The 25,845-nt window shown below is 74.4% G+C and carries 25 protein-coding genes; 20 read left to right on the top strand and 5 right to left on the bottom strand.

Annotated features, from left to right (window positions below; genetic code table 11):
* Window positions 1-14 precede the first annotated feature (14 nt).
* The gene (locus D6B71_RS03825; RefSeq protein ID WP_164519531.1) at window positions 15-785 is read right to left on the bottom strand and encodes a M15 family metallopeptidase; all 771 of its coding nucleotides are present in this window, start codon (window positions 783-785) and stop codon (window positions 15-17) included.
* A 108-nt stretch (window positions 786-893) separates the two neighbouring features.
* Here D6B71_RS03825 and D6B71_RS03820 point away from each other — a divergent pair, with 108 nt between their 5' ends.
* The 14 genes from D6B71_RS03820 (at window position 894) to D6B71_RS03755 (ending at window position 14,328) form a co-directional block, all read left to right on the top strand.
* On the top strand, window positions 894-1,427 hold the full coding sequence (locus tag D6B71_RS03820; protein ID WP_121252193.1) for a SigE family RNA polymerase sigma factor: 534 nt from the start codon (window positions 894-896) through the stop codon (window positions 1,425-1,427).
* A complete protein-coding gene (locus D6B71_RS03815; RefSeq protein ID WP_121252191.1) occupies window positions 1,424-2,059 on the top strand; it encodes a hypothetical protein in 636 nt (211 codons plus the stop codon). Before D6B71_RS03820 ends, D6B71_RS03815 begins: the two co-directional genes overlap by 4 nt.
* Window positions 2,060-2,080: 21 nt before the next feature.
* Window positions 2,081-3,007, top strand: coding sequence for a 3-methyladenine DNA glycosylase (locus D6B71_RS03810; protein ID WP_121252189.1), 927 nt, complete (start codon window positions 2,081-2,083; stop codon window positions 3,005-3,007).
* Between the two features lie 10 nt (window positions 3,008-3,017).
* Window positions 3,018-3,797, top strand: a complete 780-nt coding sequence (locus D6B71_RS03805) for a hypothetical protein (protein WP_126688182.1) — start codon at window positions 3,018-3,020, stop codon at window positions 3,795-3,797.
* Between the two features lie 86 nt (window positions 3,798-3,883).
* A complete protein-coding gene (locus D6B71_RS03800) occupies window positions 3,884-5,047 on the top strand; it encodes a serine/threonine-protein kinase (RefSeq protein ID WP_121252185.1) in 1,164 nt (387 codons plus the stop codon).
* 261 nt (window positions 5,048-5,308) lie between these two features.
* Window positions 5,309-6,796, top strand: coding sequence for a pyridoxal phosphate-dependent decarboxylase family protein (locus D6B71_RS03795; RefSeq protein WP_240641062.1), 1,488 nt, complete (start codon window positions 5,309-5,311; stop codon window positions 6,794-6,796).
* On the top strand, window positions 6,796-8,124 hold the full coding sequence (locus tag D6B71_RS03790) for a lysine N(6)-hydroxylase/L-ornithine N(5)-oxygenase family protein (RefSeq protein ID WP_121252183.1): 1,329 nt from the start codon (window positions 6,796-6,798) through the stop codon (window positions 8,122-8,124). The genes D6B71_RS03795 and D6B71_RS03790 overlap by 1 nt, the downstream gene beginning before the upstream one ends.
* Window positions 8,121-10,532: a GNAT family N-acetyltransferase gene (locus D6B71_RS03785; protein WP_121252181.1), complete on the top strand. Its 2,412-nt coding sequence runs from the start codon at window positions 8,121-8,123 to the stop codon at window positions 10,530-10,532. The genes D6B71_RS03790 and D6B71_RS03785 overlap by 4 nt, the downstream gene beginning before the upstream one ends.
* A 57-nt stretch (window positions 10,533-10,589) precedes the next feature.
* Window positions 10,590-10,973 carry a hypothetical protein gene (locus tag D6B71_RS03780; protein ID WP_121252179.1) on the top strand — a complete coding sequence of 128 codons (384 nt, stop codon included), beginning with the start codon at window positions 10,590-10,592 and terminating at the stop codon, window positions 10,971-10,973.
* 50 nt (window positions 10,974-11,023) lie between these two features.
* Window positions 11,024-11,659 (top strand): M23 family metallopeptidase, encoded by a 636-nt coding sequence (locus tag D6B71_RS03775; RefSeq protein ID WP_121252178.1) that lies wholly within the window; start codon window positions 11,024-11,026, stop codon window positions 11,657-11,659.
* Complete coding sequence (locus tag D6B71_RS03770) at window positions 11,656-12,261, top strand: pentapeptide repeat-containing protein (protein ID WP_240641061.1); 606 nt, start codon at window positions 11,656-11,658, stop codon at window positions 12,259-12,261. Before D6B71_RS03775 ends, D6B71_RS03770 begins: the two co-directional genes overlap by 4 nt.
* A gap of 98 nt (window positions 12,262-12,359) precedes the next feature.
* Complete coding sequence (locus tag D6B71_RS03765; protein ID WP_240641060.1) at window positions 12,360-12,878, top strand: RNA polymerase sigma factor; 519 nt, start codon at window positions 12,360-12,362, stop codon at window positions 12,876-12,878.
* Entirely contained in the window at window positions 12,871-13,602 is a 732-nt protein-coding gene (locus D6B71_RS03760) for a serine/threonine-protein kinase (RefSeq protein WP_121252176.1), read from the top strand. Before D6B71_RS03765 ends, D6B71_RS03760 begins: the two co-directional genes overlap by 8 nt.
* Before the next feature lie 36 nt (window positions 13,603-13,638).
* A complete protein-coding gene (locus tag D6B71_RS03755) occupies window positions 13,639-14,328 on the top strand; it encodes a hypothetical protein (RefSeq protein ID WP_121252174.1) in 690 nt (229 codons plus the stop codon).
* A 9-nt stretch (window positions 14,329-14,337) separates the two neighbouring features.
* On the opposite strand, the gene D6B71_RS03750 is transcribed toward D6B71_RS03755, so the two are convergent.
* Window positions 14,338-14,907, bottom strand: coding sequence for a TetR/AcrR family transcriptional regulator C-terminal domain-containing protein (locus D6B71_RS03750; RefSeq protein WP_121252172.1), 570 nt, complete (start codon window positions 14,905-14,907; stop codon window positions 14,338-14,340).
* A 124-nt stretch (window positions 14,908-15,031) separates the two neighbouring features.
* On the opposite strand from D6B71_RS03750, the gene D6B71_RS03745 reads away from it, so the two are divergent.
* Genes D6B71_RS03745 through D6B71_RS03735 form a run of 3 tightly spaced genes read left to right on the top strand, consistent with a single transcriptional unit; the run spans window position 15,032 to window position 16,984 of the window.
* Window positions 15,032-15,646 carry a biotin transporter BioY gene (locus D6B71_RS03745; protein WP_121252170.1) on the top strand — a complete coding sequence of 205 codons (615 nt, stop codon included), beginning with the start codon at window positions 15,032-15,034 and terminating at the stop codon, window positions 15,644-15,646.
* A gap of 4 nt (window positions 15,647-15,650) precedes the next feature.
* Complete coding sequence (locus D6B71_RS03740; RefSeq protein ID WP_121252168.1) at window positions 15,651-16,370, top strand: energy-coupling factor ABC transporter ATP-binding protein; 720 nt, start codon at window positions 15,651-15,653, stop codon at window positions 16,368-16,370.
* Window positions 16,367-16,984, top strand: coding sequence for an energy-coupling factor transporter transmembrane component T family protein (locus D6B71_RS03735; RefSeq protein ID WP_121252166.1), 618 nt, complete (start codon window positions 16,367-16,369; stop codon window positions 16,982-16,984). Before D6B71_RS03740 ends, D6B71_RS03735 begins: the two co-directional genes overlap by 4 nt.
* A 41-nt stretch (window positions 16,985-17,025) precedes the next feature.
* Here D6B71_RS03735 and D6B71_RS03730 read toward each other — a convergent pair whose 3' ends face one another.
* The gene (locus tag D6B71_RS03730; RefSeq protein ID WP_121252164.1) at window positions 17,026-18,432 is read right to left on the bottom strand and encodes an amidase; all 1,407 of its coding nucleotides are present in this window, start codon (window positions 18,430-18,432) and stop codon (window positions 17,026-17,028) included.
* 113 nt (window positions 18,433-18,545) lie between these two features.
* On the opposite strand from D6B71_RS03730, the gene D6B71_RS03725 reads away from it, so the two are divergent.
* Together D6B71_RS03725 and D6B71_RS03720 are read left to right on the top strand one after the other, a co-directional pair.
* Window positions 18,546-19,175 (top strand): TetR/AcrR family transcriptional regulator, encoded by a 630-nt coding sequence (locus tag D6B71_RS03725; RefSeq protein WP_206051548.1) that lies wholly within the window; start codon window positions 18,546-18,548, stop codon window positions 19,173-19,175.
* Window positions 19,176-19,277: 102 nt separating this feature from the next.
* Window positions 19,278-19,886, top strand: a complete 609-nt coding sequence (locus D6B71_RS03720; RefSeq protein ID WP_121252162.1) for a transthyretin-like family protein — start codon at window positions 19,278-19,280, stop codon at window positions 19,884-19,886.
* 82 nt (window positions 19,887-19,968) lie between these two features.
* Here D6B71_RS03720 and cimA read toward each other — a convergent pair whose 3' ends face one another.
* On the bottom strand, window positions 19,969-21,564 hold the full coding sequence (cimA, locus tag D6B71_RS03715; RefSeq protein ID WP_121252160.1) for a citramalate synthase: 1,596 nt from the start codon (window positions 21,562-21,564) through the stop codon (window positions 19,969-19,971).
* A gap of 280 nt (window positions 21,565-21,844) precedes the next feature.
* Between cimA and D6B71_RS03710 the strand changes: the two genes are divergently transcribed.
* Window positions 21,845-24,079 carry a GH92 family glycosyl hydrolase gene (locus D6B71_RS03710; protein ID WP_121252158.1) on the top strand — a complete coding sequence of 745 codons (2,235 nt, stop codon included), beginning with the start codon at window positions 21,845-21,847 and terminating at the stop codon, window positions 24,077-24,079.
* Window positions 24,080-24,105: 26 nt separating this feature from the next.
* On the opposite strand, the gene D6B71_RS03705 is transcribed toward D6B71_RS03710, so the two are convergent.
* Window positions 24,106-25,773 (bottom strand): serine/threonine-protein kinase, encoded by a 1,668-nt coding sequence (locus D6B71_RS03705; RefSeq protein ID WP_121252156.1) that lies wholly within the window; start codon window positions 25,771-25,773, stop codon window positions 24,106-24,108.
* Window positions 25,774-25,845 lie beyond the last annotated feature (72 nt).

The following is a 25,845-nucleotide window of genomic DNA, read 5'->3' as shown; positions in this document are numbered from 1 at the left end:
GGTGGGCTCGCACGTCAGCCGGTGCGGTAGTCGCCCCCGGCGACCCCGAAGAACTCTTCGAGCGTCCCCACGCCGGTACGCCGCAACTCGGCCGCCAGGCCCCGACCGACGTAGCGCAGGTGCCACGGCTCCGGGGAGTAGCCGGTGATCGCGGTGCTGCCGGGCCGGTAGCGGACGACGAATCCGTAGCGCCACGCCTCGCTCGCCAGCCACCGGCCGCCCGGGGTCTCGGCGAAGCAGGCCTCGAAGTCGCACGCCGGGTCGGCCGGCGTGACCAGGTCGACCGCCAGCCCGGTCTGGTGCTCGCTGTGGCCGGCCCGCGCCGAGACCCGGTCGGCAGCCGCCCGGCCCCGGCTCGCGACGGTGGCCGCGTGGACCTCTCGCTGGTAGTCGTAGGAGCGGAAGGCACTGGCGATCTTGAAGCCCAACCCCAGGCGGTCGGCGTCCACGAGAAGGCGCTCGAGGGGCCCGGCCGCGGCGATCGCCACCTGGTAGCCGCGGACCAGGGCGACCTCGGGGCGGAAGTCGGCCGGCTCGATCGGGTTCGCCTTGTTGACGACGACCCAGATGCTGCTCGGGTGGGCGGTGGAGTGCACGGTCCGGTCGAAGGGGCCGGACTCGACGTCCCGGCCGGTCCCCCCGGGCGCGACCCTGCCGCTCGAGGGCTGTGCCGAGGTCGGGGCGGGGGTCACGGCCACGTCGTCCAGGTCTTGGGCCAGTAGCCCCGCGCCGACGGCGGAGCAGACGGCAGCGACGGCGACAGCGGCGTACCAGCTCTCTCTCACGCCCCGTTGACCGCTGCCGGCGGACACCGGGTTGCATGGCGGGTTGCCGGGCGGGTGCATGCAACCGTTGTCGGGCCCGCACCCGTCAGCAGGGTGGAAGGAGGACCTGTGCGCGCTGATGACCGGACCGCGGAGTTCGTCGAGTTCACCCGCACCCACCGTCGCGACCTGGTGCGGACGGCGACCCTGTTGTGCGCCGGCGACGAGGCGTTCGCCGAGGACGTCGTGCAGACGACGTTGACCCGTCTCTACCTGTCGTGGAGGCGGGTACGCCGCGCCGACAGCCCGCTCGCCTACGCCCGCCGGAGCCTCACCCACGCGTTCATCGACGAGACCCGACGTGCCCACCGGCGGCGGGAGACCGCGACGGCCGACCCGGCAGGCGAGCTCGTCGCCGAGCCGACCACCCCGGGCACCGACCTCGACACGCGGGCGGTCGTGCTCGCGGCGCTCGCCTCGCTCGGACCCCGCCAGCGGGCCGTGGTCGTGCTCCGGCACTGGCACGACCTCGACGTGGCCGAGACCGCGCGCGTCCTCGGCTGCTCCACCGGCACCGTGAAGTCGCAGAACGCCCGCGCCCTGGCCCACCTGCGCACCGTCATCACCCCCGCCGAACACCCGACGCTGGAGGCATCCCCATGACACCGACACCTGACCTCAAACGGGCCCTCGCGCTGGTCGCGGAGGCCGACCTGCCGTCGCCGGATCCCACCGACGACCTCGCCCGCGCCCATCGCGCCGCCCGGGCCCGGACCCGCCGGCGGTTCCGGGCGGGTCTCGCCGGCCTCGCCGTGACGAGCATCCTCGGGGTCGGTGCCGCCACGGTGCTCGCCGACGCCGAGTCTCCGTCGACCGAGGCCACCCAGGTCGCGCCGGAGGGCGTCCGGCTCGTCGCCGAGCGGTTCGACGCCGCGCCGTACTCCTTCGACCTCACCCCGACCGGGTGGTCGGTGCAGGGTCAGAGCCCTACGGCCGTGACGATCGCTCCCGACGACGGGTCGACGTCGGCCCACCCCGACGACTTCCGCGGCAAGCTGGTGATCATGTTCGACGCCAACCCGCCGCACGGCGAGGCGGTCGACCACGAGGGCCGCCGGTTCTGGATCGCCGAGAGCGACGGCTACACCACGATCGCCACCCACACCCGGGGAGACGAACCGTCCGGTGTGGTGCGCATCCAGTACCCGCACGACGCGGGCTGGGAGCACCCCTCGATGCTGGCCTTCCTCGCCAGCGTCCACGTCGGTGACGGCGCGCGTTGGGGGCTCGGCTGAGGCGGGACCTACCCTGAGGCGGTGCAGGTTCTCGAACGGTCGGAGTGGACGGTGCGCGCGGAGGCGCACGCCGCCCGGGTCGACGCGTTCGTGGCCCCGCACCTGGCCCGCCGCCAGGCGCGGGTGAAGCACCCGGTGCACGACTTCCTCTTCACCTACTACTCCCACCGCCCGGCGCAGCTGCGGCGCTGGCACCCGGGCGTCGGGGTGGCGCTCGAGGGCGCCGACGACCATGCGGAGCTCAAGGCCTACGCGCGCCGCGAGGACGGCACCGTCGCGGTCGACCCGGCGTACGTCGTCGCGCAGCGTCCGCTGCTCGAGGCGACCCGCCGCTTGCTGCGCGCGAGCGCGTCCCGGCCGGCGTCGTACGGCTGCTTCGGGCTGCACGAGTGGGCGATGGTCTACCGCCTCGCCGACGACGAGACGCGGCACGCGGACTGGCCACTGCGACTGGGACCCGAGGGGACGGATGCGGTCGTCGAGTCGCACCGGATCGCCTGCTCCCACTTCGACGCCTACCGGTTCTTCACCGAGCCGGCCCGGCCACTGAACGCGCTGCGGCCCGGCGCCGCCGACCGCCCGGACTTCGAACAGCCCGGCTGCCTGCACGCGGGCATGGACCTCTACAAGCACGCGTTCCGGCTCAGCCCGATGGTGGCCTCGGAGCTGGTCGCGGACTGCTTCGAGCTGGCGCGCGACATCCGGGTGCTCGACATGCGGGCGGCACCCTATGACCTGACCGGGCTGGCGGACCACGACGGGATGCCGTTCACCCCGGTGCGGATCGAGACGCCCGAGGGCAAGCAGGAGTACGTCGCCGCGCAGCGCCGGTTCGCGGAGCGCGGCGCGCCGTTGCGGGCGCGGCTGGCCGCCGAGTGCGGCCGGCTTTTGGGCACCGCAGCCGAGGTGGACGACTCTCGCCAGCGGGCGGAGGCGACTCGCGCTTAGCGTCGTGGCCATGCTGCGTCGCTCCGTTCCGCTCGTCCTGCTCCCTGTCTGCCTGCTGCTCGGCACCGCGGCCTGTTCCGACGACGGCGACGGGGACTCCACGACCGGCACCGCGGCCCGTGCCGACAGCGAGAAGGGCCCGAGCTCGGAGGACGTCGAGGCGTTCTTCACCGCGATGGCCAGCCGCCAGGTCGCCGACCTGGAGGCGATCCAGGGCCTCGCCGCGCCGGGGTCGCCGGCCGCGACCTATGCGGCGTACGGCCTGGGCGTGGCGACCGCGTTCGTCGAGGAGGGCGAGCCGGCACCGTCGGCCACGCTCGTCGAGGTCGACGGCGGCTGGCAGGCCTGTGACGACCCCGCGGACGAGTCGACCTGCGTGACCTGGACCGAGATCGAGGGCACCGACGGCGCGATCGCCTCCTTCCTGGTCAACGACGAGCCGGTGGCCGACCTGGTCGTCGCAGGTGACGGCGAGGCCATCGAGGTGCCCGGTCACGGCAGCGCGGAGATGAGAGTCGCCTACACCTCGCCCACCAGCGGGGCCCTCTTCGTCGTCACCGAGGTCACCGCCGATGCCGACGAGGTCATCGTCGGCTTCCCGGCGACCTACGTCGACGCCGACGGTGCGCGCGCCGAGCAGGTCGAGATCTGGGGCGATACCACGCTCGAGCAGGACCAGGTGGCGACCGTCGTCCACGCGTTCGCCGACGCCGAGCCCGGCGGGCGGATCCGCTACGACCTGATCGTCGACTCCACCGACGGCGAGCCGGTCGAGCTACCGGTCGGCTGACCGTCGGGCGGAGCAGCGCCACGATTGCCGGACGGCGATTCGGGGCACTTTCTGAGGTCGACACCCCCGAACCGCAGGAGCCGCACGTGCAGCAGGAGACTCCGGCCGGTGACCACCCCGAGACCACGGCCGAGCCGGTGCTGGGCGGGCGCTACCGGCTGGAGGGGCTGATCGGTCGCGGCGGCATGGCCGACGTGCACCGCGGCACCGACCAGTTGCTGCACCGGCCCGTGGCGGTCAAGGTGCTACGCGACACCACCGCCGAGGAGTCCGCCCGCGAGCGTTTCGTGGCCGAGGCCCGCACCCTGGCCGCACTCAGCCATCGCAACCTGGTGATGGTTCTGGACGCGGGCATCACCGGCGATCACCCGTTCCTGGTGATGGAGCTCGTCGACGGCGAGACGCTGGCCGACTGCTGTTCGGGGCGCGCGCTCGAGGCCGACCGGGTCGCTGAGATCGGCGGTCAGCTCGCCGAGGCGCTCGCGTACGCGCACGGCCAGGGCGTGGTGCACCGCGACGTGAAGCCGGCCAACGTGCTGCTGGGCGACGACGGCCGAGTGCGGCTGGCCGACTTCGGCATCGCCCGCCTGCTCGGCGACACGGTCCGCCACACCCGGACCGGACAGGCCATCGGCACGGCCGCCTACCTCGCCCCCGAGCAGGTCCGCGGCGCGGAGGTGACCACCTCCGTCGACGTCTGGTCGCTGGGCCTAGTGCTGCTGGAGGCGCTCACCGGCCGCCGTGAGTACCCCGGTCCGGCGGTCGAGGCGGCGATGGCCCGGCTGCACCGTGTCCCCGACGTGCCCGCGGACCTTCCGGCCCCGTGGCCGGACCTGCTGCGCCGGATGACCGATCCGGATCCCGCGCGCCGGCCGGCGGCCGAGGAGGTCGCCGCGGTGCTGCGCGGTGCTGCCGGACGGGCTGCGTCCGAGCCGGTGCCGACCCAGGCGACCCGGGTGCTCACCGCCCGACACCCGGTTCCTCCGCCGCCCTCCGCTGCGGCGGACGCCGCTCCGGCCACCCCGGCCCCTGGCTTTGCGGACCGGGCCGGAGACGCGATCGCGGCGCGGACCCGGCGCGCGCTGGCGGCGCTACGCCGGATGCCCGCGCACCAGCGTGGGGTGGCCGGCGCGCTCGCGGCGATCGTGCTGCTGCTGGTCGTCGCGGCGTTCGCCGCCGAAGAGCGCACGGACCCCGCGGACGACGACCGGGAGCGCCAGCGCCCGCCCGGTCAGCGCTCGAACCGCTAGCCGGCGCTCGGCATCCCGGCGCCCACCTGCGGATGACGCCGGCACGAGCTTGACGTGTCACTTGCTGCCGGATGCTGACAGCAAGTTCCACAGTTGACCGCCGCGCCGCCGACCGTGCAGACGCCCCCGTTTCGGTCCCGCAAGTCCGTCGCGGTTCGCAGATGGGCGTCCCAACCGACGGACAACCCTGTTGTCGCATCCACCGACTACGTCACTAAGGTAAGGCTCACCTTACTTCTCCTGCTCGGAAGGCAGACGTCGGTGACCCCTCCCCCGCACGCCACGCAGCGGCGCTCGCCCCTGACCCACCTGTTCCACCCCGACCACCTCGACGACTACCGGACCTCGTTGGCGCTCGGTCTCGACGCACTCAGCGACGCGATGCGCGCGCAGCGCGGCCCCGCGACCGGCGTGCTGCCGGCGCAGGCCGCGAAGCCGGTCGTCGACGTCGACCTCGACCGACCCCTCGGCGACGCCGCCCAGGCGCTGACGGAGATGCGCCGGCTCTGGCTCGACGACACCGTCTGGTTCCACGACCCGGCCTACGCCGCCCACCTCAACTGCCCCGTGGTGGTGCCGGCCCTGCTCGCCGAGCTCTTCGTCTCCGGCGTCAACGCCTCCCTCGACACCTTCGACCAGAGCGTCGGCGGCACCTTCGTCGAGCGGCACCTCGTCGACTGGACCGCGGCCCGGATCGGCTTCGGGCCCGGCGCCGACGGCATCTTCACCAGCGGCGGCACCCAGTCGAACCTCCAGGCGCTGCTGCTCGCCCGCGACGTCGCCCTCGCCGGCCGCAGCGCCGGCGACGCCTCCCGGCTGCGGGTGATCGCCTCGGCCGAGGCGCACTTCAGCGTGCAGAAGGCCGCCCGCCTGCTCGGGCTCGGCGACCACGCCGTCGTCAGCGTCGCCACCGACGCCCGGCACCGGATGGACCCCGCCGCACTGAGCGCCGCCCTCGACGGCTGCAAGAGCCACGGGCTCATCCCGATGGCCGTCGTCGCCACCGCCGGCACCACCGACTTCGGGGCGATCGACCCGCTCGAGGCCGCCGCCGACCTCTGCGCGCGGCACGGCACCTGGCTGCACGTCGACGCGGCGTACGGCGGTGGGCTCCTGGTCTCCCCCCGCCGGCGCCACCTGCTCGCCGGCATCGAACGGGCCGACTCGGTCACCGTCGACTACCACAAGACCTGGTTCCAGCCGGTCTCCTCCAGCGCCCTGCTCGTCCGGCACGGCGCCCATCTGGGCCACGTCACCTGGCACGCCGACTACCTGAACCCGCACGACGCCTCCGACACCGCCCACCCCAACCAGGTGGACAAGAGCCTGCAGACCACCCGCCGCTTCGACGCGCTCAAGCTGTGGCTCACCCTGCGGGTGATGGGACCCGACACCATCGGCGACTACGTCGACGCGGTCTGCGACCTCGCCGAGGCGACGCACGCTCGCCTCGCCGACGACCCGCGCCTGGAGTTCGCGGCGGCTCCCGAGCTGAGCACCCTGGTGCTGCGCTACCGGCCCGACGGCCTGAGCGAGGACGACGCCGACCGGCTCGCCCCGCGCATCCGGGCCACGCTCTACGAGCGAGGCGCGGCGATGGTCGCCAAGACCAAGGTCGACGGCCGCTGCTGGCTCAAGCTCACCCTGCTCAACCCGATGACGACCGTCGACGACGTCGTCGGCATCGGCACCCTGCTGGCCGCGACCGGGGACGAGCTCGCCGCCGAACTGCGCGAGGCGGTGGCCTGATGCGCGCGCCCACCGACGACCGCACCCACGACTTCGTGGGCATCGGCCTCGGCCCGTTCAACCTCGGGCTGGCCTGCCTCACCGAGCCGCTCGCCGACCTCGACGGCGTCTTCCTCGAGGCCCGCGACGAGCTGGCCTGGCACCCCGGCATGATGCTCGACGACGCCACACTGCAAGTGCCGTTCCTCGCCGACCTGGTCACGCTGGCCGACCCCACCTCGCGCTACTCGTTCCTGGCCTATCTCAAGGACACCGGCAACCTCTACCCGTTCTACATCCGCGAGTCGTTCTTCCCGCTGCGCAGCGAGTACGACGACTACTGCCGCTGGGCCGCCGCCCGGCTCCCGAACGTGCGGTTCGGGCGGCCAGTGACCCGCGTCGAGCACGACGGCGCGGCGTACGTCGTCACCGCCGCAACCGGCGAGACCTGGCGCGGCCGGCGGCTGGTGCTCGGCGTCGGCACCCAGCCGCGGGTGCCCGAGGCGCTGCGACTGCTCGTCGGCGAGGGTCACGCCCTGCACTCGGCGGACTACCTGCGCCACAAGGCCGACCTGCAACGGCTCGGCTCGATCACGATCGTCGGCAGCGGGCAGAGCGCCGCCGAGGTCTACCGCGACCTGCTCGCCGAAAGCCCCGACCACGACTACGAGCTGACCTGGCTGACCCGCTCGCCGCGGTTCTTCCCAATGGAGTACACCAAGCTCACGCTCGAGATGACCTCGCCGGAGTACACCTCCTACTTCCAGGGGCTGCCGGGCGGCACCCGCGACCGGCTGCTGCGCGACCAGCGCGCGCTCTACAAGGGCATCAGCAGCGACCTGGTGAACGAGATCTTCGACCTGCACTACCGGCTGCGGGTGCAGGGCCACGGTCCGCGGACGACGCTCGTGACGAGCACCGAGGTCACCGGCGGGCGCCGCGACGGCGCGGCGTACGCCCTCGACCTGCACCACCTCGAGACCGGCGAGCGGTTCGGGCTGCGCACCGAGGGGCTCGTCCTGGCCACCGGGTACGCCGCGCAGGTGCCGGCGTTCCTCGACCCGGTGCGCGAGCGGATCCGCTGGGACGACCGCGGCCGGTTCGCCGCCTCGGCGACGTATGCCGTCGACACGGCCGACACGGGTGGCGGCGAGATCTTCGTGCAGAACGCCGAGGAGCACACCCACGGCTTCGTCGCGCCCGACCTCGGCATGGGCGCCTTCCGCAACTCGGTGATCATCGCGGCGATGACCGGCCGGGAGGTCTACCCGGTCGAGAAGCGGATCGCGGTGCAGACCTTCGGCGTGCCCGACCACCTGCGCGCGGAGCCGTCGGGGGTGCCGGCATGACGCGCTCGCTGCCCGCGCGGATCACGCTCGAGCCGCTCGACCTCGACGAGCACCTCGGCCCGCTGCACGGCTGGGTCACCCACCCACGCTCGGTCTTCTGGCAGATGCAGGACGCGACCGTGGCCGACGTGCACGCGGAGTACGCCCGGATCGCCGCCGACCCGCACCACCACGCCTGGCTCGGCCGCGCCGACGGGGTGCCGGCGTTCCTCGCCGAGACCTACGACCCGGCGCACTCCGAGCTGGCGGCGCTGCCGGAGGTGGGCGGCCTGGCCGACGGAGACCTCGGCATGCACGTGCTGGTCGCGCCGACCGACCGGCCGGTGCGCGGCTTCACCCGCGCGGTGATGGGCGCGGTGTTGCGGCACTGCTTCGCCGACCCGGCGGTACGCCGCGTGGTCGTCGAGCCCGACGTGCGCAACGAGAAGATCGCCGCCCTCAACGCCGCCGCGGGGTTCGAGGTGGCCCGAGTGGTGCCGCTGTCCACCAAGCAGGCCGCGCTGTCGTTCTGCACCCGTGAGGCGTTCCTGGCCTCGTCTCTCGCCGAGCCGTCACCGGTTCACCCCCCGGTGGTCGAGCCTGTCGAGACCCGGCGTGTCGAGGAACGATCGACCTCTCGGCCGACCCCTCAACTCACCGCCGACCACCTGCGGCCCGACCTGCTCGACCGGGCGGAGCGCCACCTGGTCGCCAAGGCGATCGCCGAGTTCAGCCACGAGCGGCTGCTCGTCCCCGAGCCGGACGGCGCGGGAGCCTGGCGGCTGAGCGTCCCCGACCGGCGTACGACGTATCGCTTCGCCGCCCGGCGCACGGCGCTCGACCACTGGATCGTCGACGAGCCCAGCCTGACTCGCACCCGCGGCGGCGAGCAGGCACCGCTTGACGCGCAGGCGTTCGTGGTCGAGTTCGCCGAGCGGCTCGGCATCCCCGAGCAGCTGCTGGCCACCTATCTCGAGGAGCTCGCCGCCACCCTCGCCTCGTCGATGTGGAAGCTCGCCCACCGCGACGCGCCGGTCTCCGAGCTGGTCGACGCCGGCTACCAGGACGTCGAGGGCGCGATGACCGAGGGCCACCCGGCGTTCGTCGCCAACAACGGCCGGATCGGCTTCGGGCTCGACGACTACACCGCCTACGCGCCCGAGACCGGCGCCGACGTGCGGCTGGTCTGGCTGGCCGCCCGGCGCGCGCACACCCGGCTCTCGCTCGGCGAGGGCCTCACCGAGCAGACCCTGTACGCCGAGGAGCTCGACGCCGAGGTCCGCGAACGGTTCGCCGGGGTGCTGGCCGGGCTCGGCCTGGACCCGGCCGACTACCTCTACCTGCCGGTGCACCCGTGGCAGTGGACGAACAAGGTGGCGGTGACCTTCGCCCCCGACCTGGCCCGCCGCGACCTGGTGCACCTCGGTGCGGGCCCCGACGACTACCGCCCGCAGCAGTCGATCCGCACGTTCTTCAACACCAGCCGCCCCGACCGGCACTACGTGAAGACCGCGCTCGCGATCCAGAACATGGGCTTCCTGCGCGGGCTGTCGCCCGCCTACATGGGGCCGACCCCCGCGATCAACGACTGGGTGGCCGGGGTCGTCGAGGGCGACGCGACGCTGCGCGAGTGCGGCTTCGAGGTGCTGCGCGAACGGGCGGCGGTCGGCTACACCGGCGACGCCTTCCACGGCCTGGCCCACGAGCGCGGGGTGAAGTCGCCGCAGCAGAAGATGCTGGCCGCGCTGTGGCGGGAGAGCCCGGTCTCCCGGCTCGCGGACGGTGAGCGGCTGGTGACGATGGCCTCCCTGCTGCACCGCGACCGGGCGGGCCGCTCGTTCGTGGCGGCGCTCGTCGCGGCGTCCGGTCTCGATCCGGCGACCTGGGTGCGCCGCTACCTGCGCGCCTACGTGCGGCCGGTCGTGCACTGCCTGCTCGCCCACGAGCTGGCGTTCATGCCGCACGGGGAGAACCTTGTGCTGGTGCTGCGCGGCGGCGCGCCGGTGCGCGCGCTGATGAAGGACATCGGCGAGGAGATCGCGGTGATGGACGACCGGCCGCTCCCGCCCGATGTGGAGCGGGTCCGGGCGAAGGTGCCCGACGACGTGAAGGCGCTCGCCCTGCACACCGACGTGTTCGACGGGTTCCTGCGCTACCTCGGCGCGATCCTCGAGGTCGACGGGCTGCTGCCGGAGCGGGCGTTCTGGGCCGAGGTGGGCCGGTGCGTGCGCGAGCACCACGACGACCACCCGGAGCTCGCCGGCGCCGCCGCGGCGTACGACCTGTTCCGCCCGGAGTTCCGGCACAGCTGCCTGAACCGGCTCCAGCTGCGCAACACACTGCAGATGGTCGACCTGACCGACCAGGCCGAGTCGCTGATCTACGCCGGCACGCTGGCGAACCCGATCGCGGAGCACCGCCGCGCCTGAGCTGGGCTCGGTAGCGTGGCTCGACCACCGCGCCAGCCACTCGGGAGGATCGCCAGCGTGAGTCGGACCAGCGTGCTCGGGGGCGTCGCCTCGGGACTGTGTCTCGTCCTCGCCGCCGGGTGCACCTTCGTCGGCGAGGACCCGGAGATCACCATCGACGACGACACACGGCCGAGGTCGCAGCTGGAGAACCTCGACCTGGACGCCTACTCCTCCATCTCCTACGAGCCCGGCACGACGTTCTCCTTCTCGCTCACGACGGTGGAGCCGCCCGTCGACGGCACCATCGTCGACGCGTGGGTGGATGTGGAGGGCGAGGGTCTGCGGGTCGAGGGCTTCTCCGGTGAGCGGGTCACCGTCGAGAGCCCGGTGGGGCTGGGTCAGTGCTTCGACGACGGTGAGGGAGCGCCCGAGTGCCCGGCCGGCTGGCCGGCCGACTGAGCGCCCCGACCCCTTACCCGGCCCCCGGCGGGCCCCCTAGGGTGGGCCGCATGCTCGGCGCACGCAGTCTCCTCGGGTCGTTGCTCGCGCTCCTGCTGCTCGGCGGCGGAGCCATCGGCCTGCCGGCATCGGCCGTCACCGCGGCGAGCACGGCCGGCACGACCGAGCAGGTCAGTTCGAAGCCGAAGCCCGACCCGCGGTGGGTGTTCTACACCAAGGACAAGCGCCGCTACACCTCGCCGTGGTTCGGCGGGGCGCGGCGGATCATGATCCCGTTCGGCTGCACCCGCGCGCCGTACTACTCCCCCGACCCGCGCTGCAAGAAGGACCGCGGCTTCCACCACGGCCTCGACCTCGCGATGCCCTGCGGCACCCGGCTGTGGTCGGACCGCTACGCGTGGGTGGTCTCAGGCGAGAGCCTCGGCCCGGCGTACGGTGAGACCCCGCTGCTGCTGCGCAACCACAAGGTGGGCTTCGACCTGGTCATCGGCCATGTCCGCAAGGTCTATGTCGACGTCGGCGACCGGGTGCGCCCCGGCGACCTGATCGCGCGGGCCTCCGACGACGGCGCCCCCGACGGCTGCCACCTGCACTTCGAGCGGCGCGCGAAGAACGGCGGCCTCGACACCGCGGTCCGGCCGCGGGAGATGCTCGACCTCACCGCGAAGAGGAAGCAGCAGCAGTGAGGTCGGCGGAGCCGGTCGTGGGGCGCGAGATCCGCGGCGAGGACTGGTACGCCGAGGAGCTGGGCGACGCGCACTTCACCGAGTGCATGTTCACCGACGTCGACCTCTCGGAGTCGACCAGCGAAGGCGCCGTGTTCGACCGGTGTGTCTTCGCCAACTGCCGCCTCAACTCCTCGACTCACGTCACCACCGCGTTCGTCACCTGCGAGTTCCGCCGGACCAACCTCTTCGACGCGACCTTCGAGGGCTGCAAGCTCACCGGATCGGTGTTCGCCGAGTGCACGCTGCGCCCGATGGCGGTGCGCGGCGGGCAGTGGCGAGGAGTGAGCCTGCGCGCCGCCAACCTGTCCCGGCTCGACCTGAGTGGGATCGACCTGCGCGACGCCGACCTGTCGATGTGCGACCTCACCGGCAGCGTGCTGCGGGACGCCCAGCTCGACGGCGCCACCGTGCGCGAGTGCGACCTCACCGAGACCGACCTGCGCGGGGCAGCGCTCGGCGGGGTCGACCTGGCGGCCGCACGGCTGCGCCGGACCCGGCTCGACCTCGTCGGCGCCGTGCTGCTCGCCGAGCTGCACGGTGCCGCCGTCGACCCCGGCTGACCGGTCGTCGGGAACCTCTCGGCGGTCGGTGGTGTAGGAAGGGCGAGCCTCAGGAGGGAGCAGCGACCATCGCCGACGACGCCGCCCTGGTGGCTCGGGTGCGGGCGGGAGACCTCGACGCGTACGCCGAGCTGGTGCGCCGGCACGCCCCGATGGCGGTCCGCACGGCGGCCCTGCTGGGAGCAGGCCCCGACGCCGAGGACGCCGTGCAGGAGGCGCTGGTGAAGGCGTACCGGTCGCTGGGGCGCTACCGCGACGGGGCCGCGTTCCGCCCCTGGCTGCTGCGGATCGTGGCCAACGAGACCCGCAACCAGCACCGCTCCGCCGTACGCCGGGGGGCCCGGGAGCACGGCGTCTCACTGCCGCCGGAGCTGATCGACCCGGGCGAGGAGGTCGCCGACCGGGAGCGCAAGGAGCAGTTGCTGACCGCGGTCTCGCTGCTGCCCGACCGGTTCCGCACCGTGGTCACCTGCCGCTACCTGCTGGAGCTCGACGAGGCGGAGACCGCGGCCACGCTCGGGCTCTCCCGCGGGACCGTGAAGTCGCGGCTGCACCGCGGCCTGGCCCGCCTGCGCGAGCAGCTCGCCGCCGAGGACCGGGAGGCCGACCATGTCTGATCCGCTCGAGACCAGCCCGCGCGAGAACGCCGAGCTCGCGACCGCCCTGCGCGAGCTGGCCCGCGACCTGCGCACCCCGGCGCCCGGCCCCGGGCTCGTCGACGAGGTGCTCGGGCGCGTCGCGGCGCCGGGCCCGGCCGGATCGAGGCGGCGGGCGCGGTGGCTCGCGCCGGTCGTGGCGGTCCTCCTGGCTACGGGGCTGGGGGTCTCGCCGGTCGGCGCGAAGGTGGCCGAGTGGCTCGACTTCGCCGGGGTGATGGTCCGCGAGAGTGACAGCGGGCAGGAGTCCGGGCCTCCGGGCACGCCCACCGTGCCGGCGGAGCCCACCGCTACGGCCGCCACCGGGGCCACCTTCCGGCCGCTGGTGCCGACCGCGCTCGGCGAGCCCGACGGACTCAGCGTCGGCGCCGACGGCCGGCTGGTGTCGATGAGCTGGACCCAGCGCGGGCGCACGATCCGCATCGACCAGTTCGACGCGGGCCTGGACCCGATGTTCTGGAAGTCCGCGCCCGACGCGGTGCTGGTGCGCGTGGCCGGGAGCGACGCGCTGTGGTTCCCCTCCCCGCACGAGGTGGTGGTGACCCCCGAGGGCGACGGCCCCGAGGCCTATCCACCGCGGCTGGCCGCCCACACCCTCGTGGTGCCGCTGGGTGGTCTGACCGTGCGGCTCGAGGGCGACCTCACCCTCCGCCGGGCGGTGCGCATCGCCGGCTCGCTGGAGTGAACGGAACCGCATCGCCGACGGCGGTGTAGAGAGGGCATGCAGCGACTCCTCGCCCTCGTCCCGGTGCTCGTCCTGACCTCGCTGTGCGCCGCGCTGGCGCTGCCCGCGCCGGCCACCGCCGGCGGGCCCACCAGCGTGCTGATCACCGAGCCGGCCACCGGCCGGGCGACCGCGCTCTACTACAGCGACGCCCGCTACGCCGAGCTCGACGAGCTGCTGACGCTCGGCACGAGGCTCGACGGCGAGCCCACCGGGCTGGGCAGGCGAACCGTCAACCTCACCTGGATGCTCCACGACGTCGAGCCCTGGCGGTCCCAGACGGTCTATCCGGACGCCGACGGCGGGCCGGTCGTCGCGTCGTACGACCGCGCCGTCGGCGGCGAGCCCGCCCCGGTCGAGTGGCACCGGCTCACCGACCGCCGGGCCGTCGTCTCCGTGCTCGCCAGCGTCTTCCGCGGCCGTCCGGCACCGGCCGCCGCGGCGCCCGACCCCGCATCCGCAGCCGATCCCGCCGGTGCTCCGGCCGCCGACCCGGTGGTGACCGAGCGGGTGGTCACCCGCACGCAGGAGGCATGGTGGTCACTGAGCGGCTGGCGCTGGCTGCTCCCCGGCCTGGCGGTCGGGGCGGGCGCCGCGCTCCTGCTCACCCGCCGTCGGGAGGCCCCGGAGCCTCGCCGGGTGCTCACGGATGCCGCCCCCGAGGAGGCGGTCACCGCGCGCCGCTGACCGTCCGCCTCAGCAGTGCCGCGCCGGCCGGCGAGCCCGGATGCCGTCGACGACAAGGGCCAGGCCGACCGCGAAGTCGGAGTCGTCGACCTGGCGCGGCGCGTCGTCGATCGCACCGGCGCTGCCGGCCTGCAGGTGGGTCTGCTCGTCGACGACATGGCCGAACACGAAGTGCAGCAGGGTGCGCGAGGCCACCCGGGCCAGCTCGGCGTCGAGGCCGGAGTCGGCCAGCACCTGCTCGAGCTCCTCGCCCGGCCCGCCGGCACCGAGCCCGAACGCGTGCGCGGTCGCGACCACCTCGGCGCCGTCGCGGTAGGCCAGCATCGCCTCGCGCAGCTCGGTGCAGACCGCGGTGGTCCGGGCGTCCCAGGCGCCACCTCGCGGGTGGGCCGGGCCCCGGGCCAGGATCTCGTCGGCGACCAGCGCCAGCAGCGTCTGCTTGTTGGGCACGTGGTGGTAGAGCGCGCTGGGCTGCACGCCGAGCTCGCTGGCCAGGCGCCGCATGGTGAGGTCGCCGAGCCCGTAGCGGTCGAGCACCACCAGGGCCCGGTCGACCACGTCACCGCGGTGGTAGCGCACCTCACACTCCTCCGGCTCGTCCCAGGACCTGGGCCCCGTTGACCCCCGGCCCGTCCGAACCCTAACCTGAACACCGTTCACCTGACCACCGTTCAGGTTCGCCCGCCCCGACGAAGGACCACCGATGACCATGACCGAGAGCACCGGCGCCACCAGCACCGGAACGCCGGCCACCCGCCGCTTCACCACCACCGACCTCGCCCTGGTCGCCGCGTTCGCGGCCCTGATCGGCGCGGCGGCGTACGTCGGCGCGATCCCGGTCGGCGGCGCGGGCGTCCCGATCACCCTGCAGACCTTCGCGGTGATGCTGGCCGGCTGCCTGCTCGGCCCGGCGCGCGGGTTCGCCGCGGTCGCCCTCTACCTCGCGCTCGGCGCCGTCGGACTCCCGATCTTCGCCGGCCACGCCGGGGGCCTGGCGCCGTTCACCAGCATCAGCGCCGGCTACCTCTTCTCGTTCCCGATCGCCGCGGCGCTCGGGGGCTTCCTGGTCAAGTACGTCGCCGGGCCCCGCTGGAAGACCAGCGCCCTGGCCGTCTTCGCCTGCTCCTTCGCCGGCAGCGTCCTCGTCGTCCACCCGATGGGCATCCTCGGCATGATGCTCCACCAGGACGTCTCCCTGGCCACGGCCGCCAGCTGGGACACCCCGTTCTGGATCGGCGACCTGCTGAAGACGACACTGGTGGCGCTGATCGCCGCCGAGGTGCACCGCGCCTTCCCGCAGCTGCTGCACCGGCGCTGACCGCGTGCCCGCGATCGAGCTCGAGGCCGCCGGCGTCACCGTCGCCACCCCCGCCGGCGAGCGGGTCATCCTCGAGCCCACCACGCTGTCGCTGACCGAGCGCCGCATCGGCATCGTCGGGCCCAACGGCTCGGGCAAGTCGACGCTGGCCCGGATGGTCAACGGGCTGGTCGCCGCCACCACCGGACGCGTCGTCGTCGACGGCCTCGACGTGGCCCGCGAGGGCGCCGCCGTACGGCGGCGGGTCGGGTTCTGCTTCACCGACCCGGCCGCCCAGCTGGTGATGCCGACCTGCGTCGAGGACGTCGAGCTCTCCCTGCGGCGGATCGAGAGGAGCGCCTCCGCGCGCCGGCAGCGGGCGCTCGGGGTGCTCGAGCGGTTCGGGCTCGCCGACCACGCGGAGATCAGCGTGCACGCGCTCTCCGGGGGCCAGAAGCAGCTGCTGGCACTCGCCGGCGTGCTCGCCACCGAGCCGTCGGTGGTGGTCGCCGACGAGCCCACCACGCTGCTCGACCTGGCCAACACCCGCAAGGTGGCCGACGTGCTGTTCGGCCTCGACCAGCAACTCCTGCTGGTCACCCACGACCTCGACCTGGCCCGCCGCTGCGACCGGGTGCTCGTCGTCGACGACGCCGGGGTGCGCTACGACGGCGAGCCGGGCGCCGCGGTCGACTTCTACGTGGCCTCGGTCGAGGACCGGATCGAGGGGCGGGTCGGCCCGTGAGCAGCACCGCGGTGCTCATCGGCATCTACCAGCCCGGCACCAGCCTGCTGCACCGGCTGCCGGTCGGCCCCAAGCTGGCCGCGCTCGCCGCGCTCAGCCTCAGCATCGTGCTGGTGCGCAGCATGCCGGCCTCGTTCGCGTTCCTCGCGGCGTCGATCGGGCTGGCGCTGCTCGCGCGACTGCCGCTGCGGATGCTGGTCCGGGCGACCCGGGCGGTGCTGCTGATCGCGGTCGTGGTCGCCGCCTTCCAGTGGTGGATGTTCGGCCCGCACCGGGCCGTCGAGAGCCTGCTCGACCTGCTGGCACTGGCGCTGGCCGCCGTCGTGGTCACCGCCACCACCCCGGTCAACGCGATGCTCGACGCGATCATCCGCTGGATCGGACCGCTACGCCGGCTCGGCGTCGACCCCGAGCGGGTCGCGCTCACGTTCTCGCTGGCCATCGCCGCGCTCCCCGGCACGGTCTCCCTGGCGCTGGAGACCCGGGACGCAGCGCGCGCCCGGGGCCTGGGCCGGCACCCGCGTGCCTACCTGACCCCGTTCGTGATCCGGGTGGTCGGCCGGGCCCACGAGACCGGCGACGCCCTCGCCGCCCGGGGGCTCGGGGACGACTGACCGGGCCCGGCCCCGACGACCGGCTTGCCCCGAGCGACCCGCTACCAGCCCGGCGGCCGCCGGTGCGCCCACGGCGCGGCCGCCTCGACCTGGGCCGACAGCGCGAGCAGCAGCTCCTCCTCGGCCGGCCGGGCCGCGAGCATCACCCCGACCGGCAGCCCGTCAGGCGTCCAGTGCAGCGGCAGCGAGATCGCCGGCATCCCGGTGACGTTCCACGCCGAGGTCCACGGGGTGAACCGCTTCTGGGCGAGGAAGTCCGCGGCCGGGTCGTCGTCGTGCCGCATCGCCCCGACCGGCACCGGCGGCGAGGCGAGCGTCGGCGTCAGCACCGCGTCGTACGGCGCGAGGGCCTCGAGGGCCGCCGCCGCGAACCGGCGCATGGCACCGACCGCGAGCCCGAACTCCGGCCCCGACCAGGCGCGGCCCTGCTCGGTGAGCCACCGGGTCAGGGGACGGATCAGGTGCTCCCGCTCGGGCGGGGCCGAGGAGAGGGCGGTGAGCACCGCCCAGCAGGTCTCGAACTCCGGCACCGCCTCGGGCGGCAGCGGCACGGGCACGTCGACCACCTCGTGGCCCAGCGACTCCAGCAGCCGCGAGGCGTCCTCGTAGGCGCGGACACACTCGGGGTCGACCTCGACGTCGGTGATGATCGGGGTCAGGAAGCGCGCGACGCGCAGCCGGCCGGGCTCCTGCTCGCACGCGGCGAGGAACGAGCCGGACGGCGGCGGCGCCCAGTAGGGGTCGCCGACCCGGCGCCCGGCGAGGACGTCGAGCAGCGCGGCCGCGTCGCGCACGTCGCGGGCGATCGGCCCCGCGGTGGCCAGGCCGACCGCGTCGCCGTACATCGGTGCCCCGGAGATGCGGCCGCGGGTGGGCTTGAGCCCGACCAGCCCACAGCACGACGCGGGGATCCGGATCGAGCCGCCCCCGTCGGACCCCTGCGCCAGCGGCACCAGCCCGGCCGCGACGGCCGCGGCCGCGCCGCCCGAGGAGCCGCCGGCGGTGCGGCTGCGGTCCCAGGGGGTGACGGCGGGCGGGGCGACGTCGGGCTCGGTGTAGCAGGGCGAGCCGAACTCGGGGGTGTTGGTCTTGCCCAGGCTCACCAGGCCCGCCGACTCCATTGCGAGCACGACGCCGTCGGAGATCTCCGGCACGAAGTCGGCGAATGCCGCGGAGCCGAAGGTGGTGCGCACCCCGGCGGTGAGGTTGAGGTCCTTGACCGCCGTCGGCACCCCCCACAACGGCCCCCGCGCCCAGGCAGCCGGCTCGGCGGCGATCCGCTCCGCCCGCTCGCGCGCCGGATCGGCGGTGACCGTGACGAAGGCGCCCACGTCGTCGAGGCGCTCGACGCGGCCGAGATAGTGGTCGACGAGCTCGACCGGCGAGACCTGGCGCTCGCGCACGAGCCGGCCCTGCTCGACGGCGGTCAGGTCGTGGAGGTCGCTCACCCTCCGACCGTATGCCACGTCCCGGAGGCCGACGTCGAGTGTCCGGAAGAAACCGGACCTCGGTCCGGTTGAACCGACGAGACCACCCGCACCGCCCCTACAGTGAGCCCACCATGACCGAGCCCCTCAGCCTGCTCCCCGCCGCCGCGCCCACCCGCGCGCTGCCGATGGTCGACTCCGTCCCCATCGAGCGCCGCGACGCGGCGCGCAACCGGCGGGTGCTTCTCGAGGCGGCTCAGCGGCTGATCGCGTCCTGCGGCGTCGACGCGCTGACCATGGACAACCTGGCCGCCGAGGCCGGGGTCGGGAAGGGCACGGTCTTCCGCCGCTTCGAGTCCCGCGAGGGGCTCTTCGCCGCGCTCCTCGACCACGAGGAGACCGAGTGGCAGACCCAGGTCATCTCGGGCCCGCCGCCGCTGGGCCCGGGCGCCGACGCCGAGGAGCGGCTGCTCGCCTTCGGCCGCTCCCGCATCGAGACGGTGCTGCAGCTCACCCCGCTGATCCGCAACGCCGGCCGCGCGGCCAGCAAGGCCTACGCCGCCCGGTCGTTCCTGGTGATGCACGTGCGCTACCTATTGGCCGAGCTCGGTGTCACCGGCGACCTGCCGCTCCTGGCGACCGCGCTGCTCGCGCCGCTGGAGGCGCCGATCGTCGAGCACCAGGTCGAGGTCGAGGGCATGTCCGTCGAGCGCATCCACACCGCCTGGTCCGACCTGGTACGCCGAGTGGTCGCCGCGGGCTGACCGGCCGGCCGACCGGCGCCGGCAGGCACAGGGGTGCGCCCCGAGCCCATCTCTGACACCCTTGCCGGCGAACACTCGGGGTCCAGCTTCAGGGGGTCGGCCATGCGCCGGATCATCAGCACGCTCGCGATCACCGCACTGCTCGCCCTCTCCTCGGGGTGCAGCGACGACCCGGAGCCCGAGGCGGGTGCCCCGGCGACGCCTGCGGCCGGCGAACCGGACAGCGATCGCCCCACCAGCGGGCCGGAGACCGGGACGATGCTCGTCCACGGCACCGTCAGCGACGACGGCGAGCCCGTCGAGGGCGCCCGGGTGCGCCTCGCGGTGATGACGACCGAGGACGTCGCCGTCGGTGAGACCGTCCCCTTCTGGGACGCCGAGCCGGCGTTCACCGATGCGGGCGGGCGCTTCGCGATCGACGCGGACCCGGACCGGATCCCCAGCGAGTTCTTCCCCGCCGACGAGGAGTTCCTCAACTTCGATCTGTTGGTCACCACCGAGGATGCCTCGGCGTTCTGGGCCACCACTGCCTGGCTGCTGACCGATCCCGACGTCTGGCGCACCGAGGGCTCGCGGCCCGGCGACGAGGTGCTGAGAGTGGACCTCGACCTGGGCGAGGAGACGATCACGCTCACCGACTCCCAAGGTCGCGCGGAGACCCACGAGATGAGCGTCGGCCCAGCTGTGCCGACCGACTCGCCCGCTCCCTGAGCGGGCACGCCGACCCGTCGATCGTTCCCGCGGACACGGCGTGTCCGCGGGAATCTGTGACGCCTCGGCGTCAGGCCGGGGATCAGTCAGTGTGGTGGCGGCGCAGGCCGAAGGTGAACCCGTCGACGAGGGCGCCCCAGGACGCCTCGATGACGTTCGCGCCGACGCCGACGGTGACCCACGACGACTCACCGTCGCTGGTCTCGATCAGGACCCGGGTGATCGCGTCGGTGCCGTGGCCCTGGTCGAGGATGCGCACCTTGTAGTCGGTCAGCCAGAACTTGGCGACCTCGGGGTAGGCCTGCTCGATCGCCTGGCGCAGTGCGTGGTCGAGGGCGTTGACCGGGCCGTTGCCCTCGCCGGTGACGACGTAGCGCACTCCCCCGGCCCGCAGCTTGACCGTCGCCTCCGACATCGCGGCGTCCGCCGGGCTGGTCTCGGTGATCACCCGCCACGACTCGACGTCGAAGTACGACGGCCGGGCACCCTCGACCTCCTCGACCAGGAGCAGCTCGAAGGAGGCGTCCGCGGCCTCGAAGGTGTAGCCGCGCGACTCGAGCACCTTGACCCGGTCGGTGATCCGGGTGATCAGGTCCTTGCCGGCCGGGGTGTCGCCGGCCAGGTCGAAGCCCAGCTCGCGGCCCTTGAGCTCGATCGAGGCGCGGCCGGCCATGTCGGAGACCAGCAGCCGCATGTCGTTGCCGACCCGGGCCGGGTCGAGGTGCTGGTAGAGGTTCGGGTCGACCTTGATGGCACTGGCGTGCAGTCCGGCCTTGTGCGTGAACGCCGAGGTGCCCACGTAGGGCTGGCGCGAGGCCGGCGGGAAGTTCGTGACCTCGGCGACCGCGTGGGCGATCCGGGTCGACTCGGCGAGCAGGCCCTGCGGCAGCACCTGCCGCTCCAGCTTCAGCTCGAGGTTGGCGACGACCGCGATCAGGTCGGCGTTGCCGGTGCGCTCGCCGTAGCCGTTGATCGTGCCCTGCACGTGGGTGGCGCCGGCGTCGACCGCGGCGAGGGTGTTCGCGACCGCGCAGCCGGTGTCGTTGTGGCAGTGGATGCCGACCCGCACGCCGGTGGTCTCGACGACGTCGTGGACCACGTCGGCGACCCAGGCGGGCAGCATGCCGCCGTTGGTGTCGCACAGCGCGGCCACCTCGGCGCCGGCCTCGTAGGCGGTGCGCAGCACCTCGAGCGCGTAGTCGCGGTTGGCGCGGTAGCCGTCGAAGAAGTGCTCGGCGTCGAGGAAGACCGTCTGCCCCTCGGCGCGCAGGTGGGCCACGGTGTCGCGCACCATCGCGAGGTTCTCCTCGAGCGTGGTGCGCAGCGCCAGCTCGACGTGCCGGTCGTGTGACTTCGCGACCAGCGTCACCACCGACGCGCCGCTGTCGCGCAGCGCCGCGATCAGCGGGTCGTCGGCCGCCTTGACCCCGGCCCGGCGGGTGGCTCCGAACGCGGCCAGCCTGGCGTGGCGCAGGTCGAGCTCGGCGGCCGCGCGCCGGAAGAACTCGGTGTCCTTCGGGTTCGCTCCGGGCCAGCCGCCCTCGATGTAGCCCACCCCCAGCCCGTCGAGCTGCCGGGCGATCGACAGCTTGTCGGCGACGGAGAGGTTCAGCCCCTCCTGCTGGGCGCCGTCGCGCAGGGTCGTGTCGTAGACGTGGAAGCCGCCGTGCAGGTCCATCGGATGCTCTCTTCGCTGCTGGGTGCCGCTGTCTGGGGTGGTGCCGGGTGTTGCCGGGTGGTGCGGTGCCGCCGGCCGGCCGCCCGGATCGCCGGGCAACAAAAAAACCCCCCGCGGACGAGAGGTTGGCGCGTCGAGGGTCTCGACGCGCTAGGCAATGATGATCTCGCTGGAGACCGGTCGGCGCTGCACCCCGCCATCGTGCCACGGATGCCCCGCCCGCGGGGACGGGTCTCGGGATCCGGGTGTGCATCGTCGCCGCCGCGCCTAGCCTCGAGGCATGCGCCGGCGGCGAGTGACCTCACACCCGGCCGCCGTCGCTCTGGCGGCCGGCGGCGCTCTCCACGCCGCCCACGCCAGCGCCCAGGACCAGGAGCGGCTGGTCGACCCGTTCATCGGCAGCGGCGGCACGCCGCCCTGGTTCAGCGGCGGCACCACGCCCGCCGCCGCGCTGCCGTTCGGCATGGTCCAGCTCGGCCCCGACACCTCCTCCGACGCCGCCACCGGCGCGCCGTCGCGCACCCCGGTCGGCTACGCCGCCGACGACACCCTGGTCCGGGGCTTCTCGCCCACCCACCTGCCCGGCGCGGGCTGCGCCGCGTTCGGCGACGTACCGATCCTGCCCGTGACCGGCCGGCTCCCCGACGACCCCGCCGCGGCCACGGCGCCCCTGGACCGAGCCGGCGAGCGTGCCGGCCCGGGCTGGTACGCCGTGCGGCTGGGCAACGGCGTGCGCGTGCGGCTGGCGGCGGCCGAGCGCGCCGGCCTGGTGTCGTTCCGGTTCCCCCGCGGTGAGCGCGCCCGGGTCCTGGTGAAGGCGGCCGGAAGCCTGGCCGGCACCAGCGCCACGAGGGTGCGGTTCCCCTCCGACCGCGAGGTCGCGGTCACCGCGACCAGCGGTGGCTTCTGCGGCAGTCCCACGACCTACACCGTGCACGTGCTCGTCCGCTTCGACCGCCCGTTCGCCCACCGCGGCACCTGGGGCGGCGTCGCCCCGGGCGCCTGGGTCGGGTTCGGCACCCGCCGCACCGTGCGCGCCCAGATCGGGGTGTCCTTCGTCGACGCGCGCGGCGCGCGGCGCAACCTCGACGACGCCCGCCCGGGCTGGTCGCACCAGCGGCTTCGCGCGCGTGCGGCCGAGGTCTGGCGCGGCGAGTTGGGCCGGGTCCGGACCACCGGGGGCTCCGCGGAAGAGCGGCGGGTCCTCGACAGCGCGCTCTACCGGGTGCTGCTGAGCCCGATGCTGCTCAGCGACGCCGATGGGCACTACCCGGGGTTCGACGGAGTCGTCCACCGGGTCCCCCGGGGCCGGCGGCACTACACCGCGATCTCCGGTTGGGACGCCTACCGGACCCACCTGCCGCTGCTGGCGTGGCTGCGTCCCGACGTCGCCTCCGACGTCGTTGGGTCGCTGCAGCGCGCCGGTGAGCAGGGTGGCTGGCTGCCCCGCTGGCCGCTGGTCGCGGCCGACACCGGGGTGATGCACGGCGACTCGGCCGCACCGATGGTGGCCGCGGCGTACGCGCTCGGCGCCCGCGACTTCGACCTCGGCCCGGTCGTCGGCGCGCTGGCCGACCAGGGCGAGCGGGTGCCCGACGCCCCCGGCGCGGTGCAGGCCCGTCCGGGGCTGGCAGACTACCTGCGGCTGGGCTACGTGCCCGTCGACGACGCGCAGCCGCGACGACCCGGGGCGTCGATGACGCTGGAGTACGCCCTGGACGACTTCGCCGTCTCGAGGCTCGCGGCAGCCGCCGGCCGGAGGACCGTCGCGTCCCGCTTCGCCGCCCGCAGCGCATCGTGGCGCAACCTGCTCGACCGCGGCTGGTTGCTGCCGCGCGACACCGCCGGCGCGTTCCCGCCGGCGGGCACCGACCCCGGCGCCTGCTGCCACGGCTTCGAGGAGGGCAACGCCTCGCAGTACACCTGGGGCGGGGTGCCGCACGACATGGCCGGCCTGCTGGCCGCGATGGGGCCACCGGAGCGGGTGCTCGACTCGCTGGTCGCGTTCCACTCCCGGCTCAACGTCGGCGGGGGCGGCGCCCACGCCTGGCTGGGCAACCAGCCGACGCTGGGCACGCCCTGGGCCTACCTCTGGCTGGGCGAGCCGGCGCTGAGCCAGGACGTCGTCGCCCGGGCCCGGACGACCCTCTGGTCGGCCGAGCGGTCGGGCCTGCCCGGGAACGACGACCTCGGCGGCCTGTCCGCGTGGTACGTCTGGGCCTCGCTGGGCCTCTACCCGCTCACGCCCGGCACCGCGGACCTGGGCGTCGGCCGCCCCGCGTTCGACGAGGTGCTGGTGCGGCCCTCGTCCGGGCCGGCCACCCGGATCGTGCGCGTCGGCGCCGGCCGGCACGTCGCCGGCGTCACGGTCGACGGTCGACCAAGCAGCGCCTCCTGGCTGCCGTTCGGCCCGGCCCGGCGGCCCGCGGTGCTGCAGATCGAGACCACCGACGAGGAGCGGCCGGTGTGGGGCACCGGCCCTGCGGATCGGCCCCCCTCGCACCCCGCCGGCTGAGCCGTCAGCGGCAGGACCGGGGCGAGTCAGCGCCGGGGCCAGTCGGGGACGTCGTAGGAGGCGAACGGCCGCTGCTGGGCGGGCGCCCAGCTGGTGCCGTCGGCGTCGAGCCGCAGCCCGAGCACCCCGCCGAGCGCCACGACCGCGAGCAGCCCGACCACCCAGCTGCTGCCCGAGCGGGCGATCGGCTGGACGACCCGGCCCAACGGCGAGCGCACCCGCGAGCCGCCCGGCCCCCACCACAGCGAGGCGACGAGCACGACGCCACTGACGAACAGGGTCGCGGAGACGCCGGCAGCGACCGCGTAGCAGACCAGTGCGGCGGACGCCGCCAGGCCGAGCGCCCACAGCTCGAGGACCAGGGTGCCGCCGATCGAGCGCACCAGATGCCAGGGCGCGGCGACGAGGAGCTGGACGCCGTCGTACCAGCGTCGGCCACGCAGCCGGCGGCGGTCGCCGACGGCGCTCGCGGCGAGCGAGCCACTGCGCAGCAGCCAGACCGCAGTCAGCAGCGTGGCCGCGGCCGGCCAGGGGAAGGCGGCGACGGCCACCGCGGCGACCAGGCCGGCGCCGACCAGCAGCAGCCCGCGACGCAGCCGCTCCCCCGGCGACACCCGCGGCACCGGCTCCAGCTGCTCCTCCTCCCAGGGCCACGGCTCGCCCTCGGCCCGCCCCAGGCCCTGCTCGGGCACGTGCTCGGTGTAGCGACGGGTTCCGGCCGGCGGGTCGTCCCACGCCTCCTCGTCGGGGTCCCACTCGGCCTCGTCCTGCTCGTCGTCCCAGTCCTGCTCTTCGGCGGGGTCGGCGAACCGGCGGGTGGGCTCGTCGGCGCCCCCGGACGGGGCTGCCATCAGCGGCTGGGTGAGCGCCTCGTGCGGCACGTCGGGCACCGGCCCGCGGGTCAGCCCGGCACGGGGACGCAGCCAGCGCAGCAGCGCGTCGAGGGACGGCCGACGGGCCGGGTCGGGGTCGAGGGCGGCCCGGACGACCCGGCGCAGGTCGGCGGGGAGGCCGGAGAGGTCGTGCTCGCCGCGGCGGACCCGGTCCATCACCGCCATCGAGGGGCCACGGCCGAACGGCGCGCGGCCGGTGCCGGCGAAGGCCACCGTCGCGGCCCAGCAGTGCACGTCGGAGGCGGCGGTGGCGTCGTCGCCGTAGAGGATCTCGGGCGCGAGGTAGCCCGGCGTGCCCATCAGCCAGCCGGTGTGGGTGAGCCGGGGGTCGTCGGCGACCCGGGCCAACCCGAAGTCGATGAGGATCGGGGTGCGGCCCTCCATGAGCACGTTGGACGGCTTCACGTCACGGTGCAGCACCCCGGCGGCGTGCACCGAGGCGAGTCCCTCGGCCAGGCAGGCGGCGAACCAGTCGAGGTCGCGCCCGGCGATCGGACCCTCCTCGGCGACGTGGTCGTGCAGCGAGAGCCCCGGCACGTAGCGGGTGGCGACGTAGGGGACCTCGCCCCACGGGTCGGCGTCCACGATCTCGGCGACCCAGCGGCTGCGGACCCGGCGCAGCGAGCCGACCTCGCGGGCCAGCCGCGCCCGGCCGTCGTCGCCACCGACGACCTGGGGACGCAGCACCTTGAGCGCGACACGGGCGCCGTCGGGTCGGCGGGCCAGGTGCACCACGCCCATGCCGCCCTCGCCGATCCGGGCCAGCAGCGTGTAGTCACCGACCACGGTCTGCGTCGTCACGACCGCAATCTACCCGCGTCGCTCTCCGATTCGGGGTCTCGACGCACCACCGCCCCGGGAGTGTGGCGGGCT

The sequence above is a fragment of the Nocardioides ferulae genome (assembly GCF_003660455.1).
In the GTDB taxonomy this organism is placed as follows: domain Bacteria; phylum Actinomycetota; class Actinomycetes; order Propionibacteriales; family Nocardioidaceae; genus Nocardioides; species Nocardioides ferulae.
This window is presented reverse-complemented; position numbering and strand designations above follow the sequence as displayed.